11 protein-coding genes are annotated in these 12,163 nt (G+C 74.2%); 7 read left to right on the top strand and 4 right to left on the bottom strand.

Annotation, left to right across the window (positions count from 1 at the left end):
* Positions 1–93: 93 nt before the first annotated feature.
* On the bottom strand, positions 94–1,449 hold the full coding sequence (locus J4G33_RS12745; protein ID WP_208056364.1) for an extracellular solute-binding protein: 1,356 nt from the start codon (positions 1,447–1,449) through the stop codon (positions 94–96).
* Between the two features lie 89 nt (positions 1,450–1,538).
* Positions 1,539–2,693, bottom strand: coding sequence for an ROK family transcriptional regulator (locus J4G33_RS12740; RefSeq protein ID WP_208056363.1), 1,155 nt, complete (start codon positions 2,691–2,693; stop codon positions 1,539–1,541).
* A gap of 177 nt (positions 2,694–2,870) precedes the next feature.
* On the opposite strand from J4G33_RS12740, the gene J4G33_RS12735 reads away from it, so the two are divergent.
* On the top strand, positions 2,871–4,406 hold the full coding sequence (locus tag J4G33_RS12735; protein WP_307793886.1) for a beta-N-acetylhexosaminidase: 1,536 nt from the start codon (positions 2,871–2,873) through the stop codon (positions 4,404–4,406).
* A 58-nt stretch (positions 4,407–4,464) separates the two neighbouring features.
* Here J4G33_RS12735 and J4G33_RS12730 read toward each other — a convergent pair whose 3' ends face one another.
* Positions 4,465–5,187: an RDD family protein gene (locus tag J4G33_RS12730; RefSeq protein ID WP_208056362.1), complete on the bottom strand. Its 723-nt coding sequence runs from the start codon at positions 5,185–5,187 to the stop codon at positions 4,465–4,467.
* Positions 5,188–5,312: 125 nt separating this feature from the next.
* On the opposite strand from J4G33_RS12730, the gene J4G33_RS12725 reads away from it, so the two are divergent.
* The 5 genes from J4G33_RS12725 to J4G33_RS12705 all read left to right on the top strand — a co-directional run bounded on the left by J4G33_RS12725 (position 5,313) and on the right by J4G33_RS12705 (position 11,208).
* Positions 5,313–5,834, top strand: a complete 522-nt coding sequence (locus J4G33_RS12725; RefSeq protein WP_208056361.1) for a mycothiol transferase — start codon at positions 5,313–5,315, stop codon at positions 5,832–5,834.
* A gap of 69 nt (positions 5,835–5,903) precedes the next feature.
* Complete coding sequence (locus J4G33_RS12720; RefSeq protein ID WP_208056360.1) at positions 5,904–7,046, top strand: LLM class flavin-dependent oxidoreductase; 1,143 nt, start codon at positions 5,904–5,906, stop codon at positions 7,044–7,046.
* Positions 7,043–7,705 (top strand): FMN reductase, encoded by a 663-nt coding sequence (locus J4G33_RS12715; protein ID WP_208056359.1) that lies wholly within the window; start codon positions 7,043–7,045, stop codon positions 7,703–7,705. The genes J4G33_RS12720 and J4G33_RS12715 overlap by 4 nt, the downstream gene beginning before the upstream one ends.
* A 160-nt stretch (positions 7,706–7,865) precedes the next feature.
* Positions 7,866–9,434 (top strand): histidine kinase N-terminal 7TM domain-containing diguanylate cyclase, encoded by a 1,569-nt coding sequence (locus J4G33_RS12710; RefSeq protein WP_208056358.1) that lies wholly within the window; start codon positions 7,866–7,868, stop codon positions 9,432–9,434.
* A gap of 58 nt (positions 9,435–9,492) precedes the next feature.
* On the top strand, positions 9,493–11,208 hold the full coding sequence (locus J4G33_RS12705) for an FGGY-family carbohydrate kinase (protein ID WP_208056357.1): 1,716 nt from the start codon (positions 9,493–9,495) through the stop codon (positions 11,206–11,208).
* On the opposite strand, the gene J4G33_RS12700 is transcribed toward J4G33_RS12705, so the two are convergent.
* Positions 11,125–11,772: a TetR/AcrR family transcriptional regulator gene (locus J4G33_RS12700; RefSeq protein ID WP_307793885.1), complete on the bottom strand. Its 648-nt coding sequence runs from the start codon at positions 11,770–11,772 to the stop codon at positions 11,125–11,127. The two genes, J4G33_RS12705 and J4G33_RS12700, sit on opposite strands and share 84 nt — an antisense overlap.
* A 91-nt stretch (positions 11,773–11,863) precedes the next feature.
* Here J4G33_RS12700 and J4G33_RS12695 point away from each other — a divergent pair, with 91 nt between their 5' ends.
* The gene (locus tag J4G33_RS12695; RefSeq protein WP_208056355.1) at positions 11,864–12,094 is read left to right on the top strand and encodes a DUF6480 family protein; all 231 of its coding nucleotides are present in this window, start codon (positions 11,864–11,866) and stop codon (positions 12,092–12,094) included.
* The last annotated feature ends 69 nt before the right edge of the window (positions 12,095–12,163 follow it).

Raw genomic sequence — 12,163 nt, 5'->3', positions numbered from 1 at the left:
GGGCTGAGCGAGCATGCAGCGCGGGGGGGCGCGGGCAGGTCCGGTGGCGCAGAGCGCACCGGGGCGCGCCGGGGCCCCGGCGCGCCCCGTGCCTCAGTTGAGGGTGTCCGCGATGAGACGGTCGGTCTCGGCGGCGGCCTCGGCCGGGTCTGCGCCGTTGGCCACCTGCTGGAAGAAGTCCTCGAGCAGGCGCGCGCCCTCGACGTCGGCCCAGCTCTCGGCGGCCGGGGTCAGCTTCGCGCCCAGGGCGGCGTCCAGGGCGGCCGTGGCGTACTCGTCGTCGCCCAGGGCGTCGGCGTACTGGCTGTTGGCCGGGATGAGCCCGTTCTCGGCGAGCATCGTCTGGTACTCCTCGGCGAACATGATCTCGAGCAGGCTCCGCGCGAGCTCAGGGTGCTGGGAGTTGGTCGGGATCGCGATGTTGGAGCCGCCGGCGAAGACTGTCGCCGCCTCGCCCTCGGTGAGCCCCGGCAGGGCGAAGACGCCGGTGTGCTCGTCGTTGCAGGCGGCCTGGGCCGCGCGGGCCTCCTCGGCCTCGGGGGAGGTGTCCTCGGGGTCGACGCCCTCGTTGCACTCGGGGAGGTCGATGCTCCAGCGCGCCCAGGTCGGGGCCGAGAACATCCCGGCCTCACCGTTGTTGAAGGGCACCCACGGCTCGTTGGAGTCGGCGTCGCGCGGGGCGTTGGTCGCCTCGGTGAAGAGTCGCTGCACCTCGGCGAGCCCCTCCTGGGACTCGGGGCTCGAGAGGGCGCCGACCCATTGGTCGCCCTCCTGGACCGCGAGGTCCCCGCCGTGCGTGTAGACCCAGGCGGTGCCGTTGTACCAGTCCTGCCCGGGGAACCAGAACCCGGAGAAGTTGGCGGTGCCCTCGGGGTTGGCCTCCTGCAGGGCGATGGCCGCGTCGGTGAACTCCGCGAGCGTCGTCGGTTCGGCGACCCCGGCGGCCTCGAACAGGTCCGCGCGGTAGAACACCGCGCGGGCCCCCGAGTAGTAGGGGAGGGCGTACACGGCACCGTCGACCGAGCCGGCCTCGACGAAGCCCTGGAGCAGGTCCTCCCCGCCGACCTCCTCGTACAGGTCGGTCAGGTCGGCGAAGGCCCCCGCGTAGGCGAAGGTCGGCGCCTGGGTGTTGCCGATCTCGACGACGTCCGGGGACTGCTGCTCCGAGGCGAGGGCGGTCTGCAGGCGCGGGACCAGGCCGTTCCAGTCCTGCTCCTCGATGACCAGGGTCGAGCCGGGGTTCTCGGCCGCGAAGGTCTCGGTCAGGTAGTCCCGCAGCTCCTGCGGGGTGTCGGTGCCGTTGAGCCAGAGGCGGATCTCGGCGGCCTCGGGCGTGCTGGCCGTGTCGTCGGGCCCCTCGGGGGTGGTCTCGGCGTCGCCTGCGCACGCCGTGAGGGCGAGCACGGCGACGAGGGGCAGGGCGATCCTGCTGCTCCGTACGATGGACATGGTGGGGGTTCCTTCCCGAGGCGAGACGGCGCGACGAGCGTCGTCTGAGGGTTGTGTTCTCCGACCTGCAGGTGGTCGGCTCGGGGTCCTCACGAGACCCCGAGCTGACCGGACAGCACGAGGACGGCCGCCCCGCTGAGGGCACCGTCCTCGCCGAGCGTGGTCATCCGCAGCGACAGCCCCTCGCTGATGACCGGCATGGTGCGCTCGCGGAGGGTCGCGAGGGCGGTGTCGCGCAAGGGCCCCGCCAGGAGCTCGGCCGGGCCGCTCATGACCACGTCCGCGAGGTTGAGGGCGCTCACCACGGGCGCCAGCACGATCCCCAGCCGGCGGCCGACCGATGCGAGGGCGACGGCCGCCGCCCGCTCCTCCAGCCCGGCCACGCGACGGCGCAGGGCGGGGACCGAGAGCACCGTCTCCAGGCAGCCGCGCCGTCCGCAGGCGCAGGTCTGCGCCTGGCCGAGCGGGGCGTCGTCGACGTCGTCTCGGTCGTCGACCACGGTCACGTGCCCGAGCTCGCCCGCGGCGTGGCGGTGGCCGGCGACCAGGCGCCCGTCCAGGACGATCCCGGCCCCGACGCCCTCGCCCACGGTGAGGGCGAGCAGCCCGTCGGGGGAGGCCCCGCCGTAGGTGAGCTCGCCCAGCACCGCGGCGTTCGCGTCGTTGCCCACGTGCACGGGCAGCCCGAGCGCCTCGCTCACGAGGGCCGCGAGGGGGACCTCGTACCAGGCCCGGTTGGGTGCCTCGAGCACCGTGCCCGAGGCGTCGATGACCCCGGGGGAGGCCACTCCGACGCCTAGCACCCGGTAGGTGGCGAGGGCGACGAGGTCCCGGCACAGGCCGATGAGGGCCTCGACGACGGCGTCCCCGGTGCGCCCGTCCAAGGGGGTGCTGCGACGCTCCACGACGGTGCCGAAGACGTCGAGCACGGCTCCGTGCATGTGCTCGTCGTCGGTGAGGTCGACCGCGACCACCTGGAACGCGTCGTCTCGCAGGCCGACGAGGGTCGCGGGCTTGCCCACGCGGCCCCCCGGTGCGGCACCGAGCTCGGTCACGAGACCGTCGGTCTGCAGGGAGGTCACCAGGTCGGAGATCGTGACCCTGGTCAGGCCGGTCGCCCGGGCGAGGTCGGCCCGCGAGACAGGCCCGGTGTGGAACAGGTGCTGGAGCACCATCGACCGGTGATGGGCGCGGGCGTGCTCGGGCAGGACCTTGCCCGTGGGGCGGAGCGCCTGGGTCGACATATTTGTTAGTAGACCTTCCTTACTATTCTGTGTCAAGGTCGTTCTGTGGTCGTGATCACACCGTGATCCAGCCGTGACGCGACCGCCCCGCAGCCCGCGACGACCCCGTGCGACGACGCTCGGTGCGCGCCGCGGACCGCACCTCACGCCTCGTCCCTGACACCCTCGGAGGTCCCCGTGACCCTGCCCCTGGTCCCGCTCCCGGAGCACGTCGAGGTGCTCGACCTCCCTCCGTTCACGCTCACCGCCGAGACCGTCGTCGAGGTCGACCGCGCGGGGGACGAGGTCGGCCGGCGTCTCGCCTCCCGTCTCGGAGCCCTGGTCGGGGCGGGCCTGGCGCTCGAGGTCGAGGTCTCCGACGGGCCTGGCGCTGGGGTGGGTTCGGCCGGCGAGGGGCGCCCGCGGATCCGCGTGCGCGTGGAGGATCAGGGACGTGCCGGTGAGACGGCCCCGACGTGCGGCGCGGCCCTGCGCCCGGTGCCCGGCGCCTACGCGCTACGCGTGGTCCCGGGGGAGGTCGATCTCGTCGCACGGGAGCGCACCGGCCTGCTCCACGGCCTCGCGACGCTCGCGCAGCTCGTCCAGCACCCCCTGTCCCGGATCGCCGCCTGCCAGGTGGTCGACGCCCCGCGGTACCCGTGGCGCGGGCTCAGCCTGGACCTCGCGCGACGCTTCCACGGTCCGGCGACCGTCCGTACCGTCATCGACGTCATGGCCTCCCTCAAGCTCGGGGTGCTGCACCTGCACCTCACGGACGACCAGGGGTGGCGCCTGGAGATCCCCTCGCGCCCCGAGCTCACGGCCAGGTCCGGTGGCACCGCGGTCGACGGAGGCCCGGCGGGGTTCCTGACGGTCGAGGAGTACGCGGGCCTCGTGGCGTACGCGGCGGAGCGCGGGGTCGTCGTCGTGCCCGAGATCGACCTGCCGGGGCACGTCAACGCCGCGCTGCACGCGTGCCCCGAGCTCAACCCCTCGGGGCAGGCCGCGCCGCCCTACACGGGGATCGAGGTGGGGTTCTCGCGGCTCGACGCGACCCTGCCGGCGACCGACGCCTTCCTCGTCGACGTGCTGGACGACGTCGCTGCCATGACCCCGGGGCCGTGGGTGCACCTGGGCGGGGACGAGGCCCTGGCGAGCGACCCCGAGGAGTACCGCGTGCTCGTGACCCGCGCGGCGGAGATCCTGCGGGCCGCGGGCAAGGAGGTGGTCGGGTGGCAGGAGCTGGCCCGGCTGAGCCTCGGCCCGGGCAGCGCGGTCCAGTACTGGACCTCGGAGCAGGACCCGGGTCCCGTGGTGGCCGCGGCGCTCGCGGGGGCCGACGTCGTGATGTCCCCGGCGAGCCGCACCTACCTCGACCTCAAGTACGACGCCACGACCGCTCTCGGCCTCGAGTGGGCCGGGCACGTCGAGGTGCGCGACAGCTACGACTGGGACCCGGACCTGGTGCTTCCCCTGCCTGCCGAGCGGGTGCGGGGGGTGGAGGCGGCCCTCTGGTCCGAGACGCTGCGCACCCCGGGGGATCTCTTCCACATGCTGCTGCCCCGCCTCGCGGCCGTGGCCGAGGTCGCCTGGACGCCGCAGCACCGGCGCGACTGGGCAGGCTTCGCGGCGCGGGTGCCGACGGTCGCCGCGGCATGGGACCGAGCTGGTCTGGCCTGGTACCGCTCGCCGCAGATCACGTGGCACCCCGCGGCCCCGCCCGTCACGTCGTGAGGGGGGCCCGCCCGCCGCACGTGCCGAGCTCCTCCGTGCCGGTGCGCATCGCGACCCGTCAGCCCCAGTGCTTGCCGAACCCCTCGACCAGGTTCCCCGAGACCGGCAGCACGACCCTCCGGGCGTCAGGGGCGATCTCGTTGCTCGTGCGCTCGCCCGACGGGCCGCAGGAGACGGCGAGCGCGACCAGGCACAGCGCGCCGGCCGCGAAGGTCAGCGGACGTCGCCACGCCTCGGTGCCTCGGCCGGCGAGCCACGGGTGCGGCCGCGGCGTGCTGGTCTGGAGGACCACGGTCCGCAGCAGGGTGTCGGCGTAGGTCTGGTTCTGTGGGTGCCAGAGCGGTCGCACGTACCCGACGAGCAGGATCGAGTCGAGGACGTGGGTCACCCAGCGCCCCAGGGTGCGCAGCAGGCCGATCGGCCGCTCCTCGTCGAGGTCGACGACGCAGATGCCGACGACGAGCTTGCCGGGGGTGCTGCCCACGTAGGCCTGCATCGTGAGGAGCAGGAGGGCCGCCACCCACAGCACGGGGGCGTCGAGCCACGGGCTCGGTCCCAGCCCGGGGGTGAGTGCGATCACACGGCTCTCCGCGCCGTCGAGGCCGCCGGCAGCCAGCACCCCGATGGACCCGAGGATCGCGCCGTCGAGCAGGTGCGCCACCACGCGCCGGGACCACGACGCGTAGCCGGGGTCGAGGTCCGGGGCCTCGAGGGTCTCCTCGAAGGGTGGTCCGGGAGCCGGGCGGGTGCCGTCCTGCGGGCCGCCCCCTGCGGTCGCCATCGCGACATCCTGGCACGTGGCGGCCCGTGCTGTCAGGGGCCACGCTGCCGTCACGGGGCCCGGATGGAAGGCTGACGGGCAGAGCGCGGGGATGGGCCCGGGCGCGACGGAGAGGCGGTGCACGCGTGGACGTGCGAGAGATCCTGGCAGACGGGTTCGAGCGGGTGCGGGAGGAGGTGGTCGCGGTCCTCGACGGCATCGCGTCGGCGGACCTGGACCGCGCACCGGCGCCGGGGGCCAACACGATCGCCTGGCTCGTGTGGCACCTGAGCAGGGTGCAGGACGACCACGTCGCCGACGCCTTCGACCAGGGGCAGGTGTGGACCGAGGGCTGGGGGGACCGCTTCGGGCTGGACCTGCCGCGTCTGGACACCGGCTTCGGCCACGGCCCCGCCGAGGTCGAGGCGGTCAGGGCCTCCGCCGAGCTCCTCGCCGGGTACCACGAGGCCGTGCACGCCCGCACGGTCGAGCTGCTCCGGGGCGTGGGCTCCCGTGACCTGGACCGCGTGGTGGACGAGGCCTGGGACCCGCCCGTGACCCTGGGGGTGCGGCTCATCAGCGTCATCAGCGACGACCTCCAGCACGTGGGTCAGGCCTCGTACCTCCGGGGCCTGCTTCGGAGCCAGCGCTCCGACGGCGAGGAATAGCCCCGGGGGACTCGCGGTTCTCGCCGGTGAATGGTTGAATGTTGTACGAACCTCGAGTCGGGAGCCATCATGCAGTTCGGAATCTTCAGCGTCGGTGACGTCACGCGTGACCCGACGAACGGCCGCATCCCCACCGAGGGGGAGCGCATCGACGCCATGGTGCGGATCGCGCTCAAGGCCGAGGAGGTCGGGCTCGACGTCTTCGCCTCGGGGGAGCACCACAACCCGCCGTTCGTCCCGTCCTCGCCCACCACGCTGCTGGGTTACATCGCCGCGCGGACCGAGCGGCTCCAGCTCTCGACCGCGACCACGCTGATCACGACCAACGACCCGGTCAAGATCGCCGAGGACTACGCGATGCTCCAGCACCTCTCGGGCGGCCGCGTCGACCTCATGATGGGGCGCGGCAACACCGGGCCGGTCTACCCGTGGTTCGGGCAGGACATCCGCAACGGCATCCCGCTCGCGATCGAGAACTACGCGTTGCTGCACCGGTTGTGGCGCGAGGACGTCGTCGACTGGGAGGGCAAGCTGCGCACGCCGCTGCAGTCCTTCACCTCGACCCCGCGTCCGCTCGACGGCGTGCCTCCCTTCGTGTGGCACGGCTCGATCCGGAGCCCGGAGATCGCCGAGCAGGCCGCCTACTACGGCGACGGCTTCTTCCACAACAACATCTTCTGGCCGATCCACCACACCAAGCAGATGGTCGGCCTGTACCGCCGGCGCTTCGAGCACTACGGCCACGGCAGCGCCGACCAGGCGATCGTCGGCCTCGGCGGGCAGGTGTTCATGCGCAAGAGCTCGCAGGCCGCGTGGAACGAGTTCCGCCCCTACTTCGACAACGCCCCCGTGTACGGGCACGGCCCGTCGATGGAGGACTTCACCGAGCAGACCCCCCTCACGGTCGGCAGCCCGCAGCAGGTGATCGACCGCTACGCGGCGATGCGCGACCACGTGGGCGACTACCAGCGCCAGCTGTTCCTCATCGACCACGCAGGCCTTCCCCTCGACACCGTTCTCGAGCAGATCGAGCTCCTCGGCACCGAGGTGGTGCCCGTGCTGCGCAAGGAGATGGCCGTGGGGCGTCCCCCGCACGTCCCGGACGCGCCGGTGCACTCCACCCTCGTCGAGGCGGCCGGCGGTCCTCGCGACGTCACGGTCTACGCGGACACCGACGCCGTCACCGGGCGTGCCCCGGCCCCCGTCCGATGACGGGGATCGACGAGCCGCTGCGCCGGCGCATCGCCGTCGTCTCGGCCGGGCTGCGCAACCCGTCGAGCACGCGCCTGCTGGCCGATCGCCTCGGGGAGGCGGTGGGCCGCGCTCTCGGGGACCGCGGGGCCGTGGCGTCGGTCGAGCTGGTCGAGCTGCGCGACCACGCGCACGACCTGACGAACATGCTCCACACGGGGTTCGCCTCGCCCGAGCTGCAGGTCGCGCTGGACGCGGTCCAGGGCTCCGACGGCCTGGTGGCTGTGACGCCGATCTACAGCGGCACCTTCACGGGGTTGTTCAAGAACTTCATCGACGTGCTGCCCGAGGGGGCGCTGGCCGGCCACCCGGTGCTGCTCGGCGCCACGGCGGGCACCGCGCGTCACTCCTTGGCCGTCGACCACGCACTGCGGCCGCTGTTCGCCTACCTCCGTGCCGTCGTGGTGCCGACGGGGGTGTTCGCCGCGACGGACGACTTCGGCCACAGCCAGGGCGTCCGGCAGGACGACGACGTCGCCCCCCTCGCCGACCGCGTCCAGCGCGCCGCGCGTGAGCTCGCCGACGTGGTCCTGTCCTCCTCGCGTCCGCCCGCCGTCGACTCCTTCGACGACCCGACCCCGTTCGAGCAGCTGCTGCGGGGCGGCGGTCCGGCGCGGTAGCGATCACCGGTCTCGCCCGGTCGTGGTGGAACCAGCCGGGCAGGATCGTCCCGCAGGGTCCCGGCCGTCCGGGTCCTCGCCGCACCCCGCCGCGTTCTCGGCCTACACCTCGGGCCCTCGTCTGCCGATGACAACCTGGGGATGACGGGGAGGACGGCTGATGCACACGGTGCTGGCTGTGCTGAACCTGCTCGGAGCAGGGCTCGCGGGGCTCACCGCCGGGCTGGTGTGGCGCCGCCGTGCGGGGTCGCCGCTGGCCCGCCCCCTGGTCCTGACTCTCGTCGGCTGCGTCGTCTGGGCCGTGGTGCGCAGCGCCTCGACCCTCGCGACGGACCCGGACGTGACCCTCGCCCTCGACTACGCGGTCTACCCGGCGGTGGCCCTGGTCACGGCGTCGGGGTTCTGGTACCTCATGGTGCTCGCAGGGTGGCGGTCGGTCCTGGACCACCGCGTCGCCGCGCTCCTCGCCGTCGAGCCGGTCCTGCTCGTCGTCGTCGTGCTCACCGACCGCAGCCACGGCCTGCTCTACCGCAGCGTCGGCCAGCGGCTCGACGGGCGTCTCGTGACCGAGCTCGGCCCGCTCTTCGTGGCGCACGCGGTCTACAGCTACCTCCTCCTCGTGCTGGCGGGCGCCCTGGTCGTGCGGGCCATGTCCCGGGCGGTGGCCGGCCACCGGCGCGTCTACGCGGTGGCCCTGGTGGGGGGCCTGGTGCCCTTCGCGGGGAGCGTGGTGAGCCTGCTGTGGCGCCCCGACGGCGTCACGGTCGACCTCGCCCCGAGCCTCTTCCTCGTGACCGCCGGGATCTGGTTCTGGGTCGAGAGGTACGGCGAACCTGCTGGCCTGGTGCCGCTCTCGACGCGGCAGGTGCTGGCCGCCCTGACGGACGCCGTCATGGTGCTCGACCCCGAGGGCCGCGTCCTGGACGTCAACCCGGCTGGGGTGCGGCTGCTGACCCGCGCGTCACCGCGGCGCCGGGAGAGCCTCATCGGCGCACGATGGTCGGAGCTGGTGCCTGCCGACATCCGCGTGGTCTTCGAGGGGGCCGTGGTCGGTGGGGTGCCGCTCGAGGGCCAGCCTGCCCGCACGGTCCGCGCCCCCGACGGACGGTCCTACGAGGTCCGCGTCAACCGCATCATGGCCTCACGCCAGGTGGTCGGCGCCGTGGCGGTGGTGCGCGACGTGACCGAGCTCGAGCGGTTGCGCGCCGAGCTCGCCGAGCAGGCCGTGCGCGACGGCCTCACCGGCCTGTACAACCGACGCCACCTCGAGCTGGTCCTCCTCGAGGCCGTGGTCCGCGCCGGATCCGCGGGGACGCCGCTCAGCGCGGTCATGGTGGACATCGACCACTTCAAGCAGGTCAACGACACGCATGGGCACGCCGTGGGGGACGCGCTCCTGGTCAAGGTGGCCGACGAGCTGGCCGGCGGGGTGCGTGAGGCCGATGCCGTCGCGCGGTACGGGGGCGAGGAGTTCGTCCTGCTGCTCCCGGGCTCCGACGCGACCACGGCCGCCGAGCGCGCCGAGACCTGGCGTGAGCGGTGCGCCGCCCTGCGGATCGCGACGGCCGACGGCGAGATCGGCGTGACCATCAGTGCCGGCGTCGCCCAGCTGCCCCCCGGCGGGACGGGGGAGCTCCTCCTGCGCCTGGCCGACGACGCCCTGTACGCGGCCAGGGCGGCCGGCCGGGACGTGGTCGTGGTGCACGGCAGCGCCCCCGCGCGGCGCTGAGGTGCGCCTGGTCCTCGAGGGCGGGCCCCGGGGGCAAGGCCCCTGAGACGATGGCCGCATGACCCCGACCGCGCTGGGCATCGATGTCGGCACCTCCCGGACCAAGGTGGTGCTCACGGCCTGGGGGCCCGAGGGAGGCACCGACCTCGCCACCGTGGCGGGACGCACCCCCTCCGACGCGGTCGGGCTCGTGGACCGTGCGGTGGAGCTCACCCGCGAGGTCCTCGGCCGCGCGTCGGTGCGGCCGGACGCCGTCGGCGTGACCTCGATGGCAGAGACCGGGGTCCCGCTCGCCGCCGACGGCGCCCCGCTGACCGCCCTGCTCGGCTGGGACGGGCGCCGCGCGGTCGCCGAGGCCCGTGACCTGTCCGAGGCCCATGGCTACCTCGAGCTGTTCCGCGCGACAGGGGTCCGGCCCAGCGCCAAGGTCCCGCTCGCCACCATGGAGTGGTTGCGCCGCCACGAGCCTGCCGTGGCCGCGCAGATGGCGTGGTGGGCCGGGGCCGCTGACCTGGTCGTGCTGGCGCTCACCGGTGAGCTCGTGACCGACCACACCCTGGCCGGTCGCACCATGGCGTACCGGCGTCCTGCCCCGGGGGAGGGGCTCGCCGAGACCTTCGACGCGGACCTCCTCGCACTCGTCGGCCTGCGTCCCGCGACCCTGCCCCGCGTCGTCGACCCGTCGGCCGTCGCGGGGCGGTCGGGGTGGGGTGGTGCGCGACCCGCCGGCCGGCCCGATGACGGTCCAGCCCGACGGTGGCGGGCCGCGGGCCAGGCCTTCACGGCGGCAGGGGTCCCCGTCGGGACGCCGGTGGTGCTGGCCGGGCACGACCACGCGGTGGGGACCTGGGCGAGCGGTGTGCGGCTCCCCGGCGACCGCGCCGACTCGATCGGCACCACCGAGGCGGTCCTCACGGTGCGAGGAGCCCACCGACCAGGCACCGCGGACGGCGAGGACCGCATCGCCCTGGCCGGCATGAGCCTGGTCCGGACCGTGTCCGGGCGGCACGAGGCGGTCCTCGCCGGTTCCTCGAGTGCCGGTGCGGTGCTCACCTGGCTCGCCGACCGTGGCGTCGGTGGGGCGGGCGCGGCGTGGCCGGAGGTCAGCACGGACCGGTCGGGCCCCGTCGTCCTGCCCTACCTCTCCGGCAGGCAGACGCCGCAGCCCGACCCCGCCGCGAGGGTCCGGGTCCTCGAGCTCGGCCCGGGGCCGGGAGAGCCTGCGGTAGAGGTCCCGGTCGACGGCTTGGGCCCGGCCGAGCTCGCCGGTGCGGTGCTCGAGGGGGTGTGCCTGCAGGCGCGATGGATGGTGGTCGAGCAGGGGAGGCTGAGCGACGGGGCGGGACCTGCGCCTCGCGAACCCGGCGTGAGGGGTCCGGCGGGGGACCGGTCCGGCGTCATGAGCGACCCGGGTCGGCTCGTGGTCCTCGGCGGTCCGGCGCTCACGGTCCCGGGCTGGGCCGACCTCAAGGTCGCGACCAGCCCGTGGCCCTCACGGTGGGTCGGGGCCCCGGAGCCGGTCGCGAGCGGGGCCGCCCTCCTCGCCCTGGTGCGGGCCGGCCTGCTCGGGCCGGTCGACGAGGCCCTCCTGACGGCGCCCACGCTGGCCGCGCGCGAGGTCGTGGGGCAGGCGCCGACGCCGGACCCGCGGTTCGACGCCTTCGTGGCCGCCGCCGCGCACCGAGGCCGGTCAGCCGCGGTGGGCCCCCGGGCTCAGCACAGGGGTCGACAACCCGAGGAGCACCGCGGGCAGGGTGGCCTCGACGAAGGCTGAGCCCGTCGGGGCAGGGCCGCCCGCGAGGGCCTCGCGCGCCAGCCCGCGGATGTAGAGAGAGGTCAGGACGTCGGCGAGCTGGACCGAGCTGACGGTCGGGCGGCGTCCGAGCCGGCCGAGCACATCGACGAGGATCTCGGCGATCTCCCCCTCGAAGCCGGCGCTCTGCTCCTGGAACCGGGTGCCGCTGTCCGGGGTGCGCATCGAGTGCAGCTGGGCCTCGGTCTGCAGCAGGTACCAGATCCGCGCGTGGGGACGCAGGGCCTCGAGGATGGCGCCGAGACCTGCCAGGTCGAACTCGTCCGGGTCCCCGGCCTGGACCGCGTCGCGGACCAGGCCCACCATGAGCGCCGACTGCTTCTCGTAGAGGGCGTAGAACACGTCCTCCTTGGTCGAGAAGTTCGAGTAGAACGCCCCGCGGGTGTACCCGGCAGCGCTCACCAGGTCGTCGACCGTCGCGCCGTTGAGGCCCTTCTCGGCGAAGACAGCCGCGGCTGCGTCGAGGATGCGCGCACGGGTGTTCGCCCGACGGCGGGTCGGCACGGGAGCAGGCTGGTCGGTCACGTTCCCGCCAGCGTAGCCACCCCGAGCGCGTGGGAGCGTGACCGCGGCGGTTCGGGTTGCGACCATGGCAGGACTGGCTCACCGTGGCCCGATGAGCACCCCCAGCAGCGATCCCACCCCCGAGGACTCGACAGGCCTCACCCCCGGTGGCTCGGTGCCGCCGGGGGAGACACCTCCGGCCGAGAGCGGCATGTCGGGCCTCTCCGACCGCCAGCCCTCGCTCCCGAGCTCGCGGACCAACAAGCTCGTCTACGTGATCGTGCTCGGGGTCGTGCTGCTCGTCGGGCTGATGTTCGTGGCGTACGCGGTCGGCCTGGTGTAGCCGCGTGCACCGAGGCTGACGCCCCGCGACCCGGTCGCGCCACCGACGGGCGCTGGCACCGCACGTAGG

This window comes from Actinotalea soli, from assembly GCF_017565425.1.
Taxonomy (GTDB): Bacteria; Actinomycetota; Actinomycetes; order Actinomycetales; family Cellulomonadaceae; genus Actinotalea; species Actinotalea soli.
The sequence above is the reverse complement of the archived record's forward strand: the minus strand, read 5'-3'. Positions and strand labels throughout refer to the sequence as shown.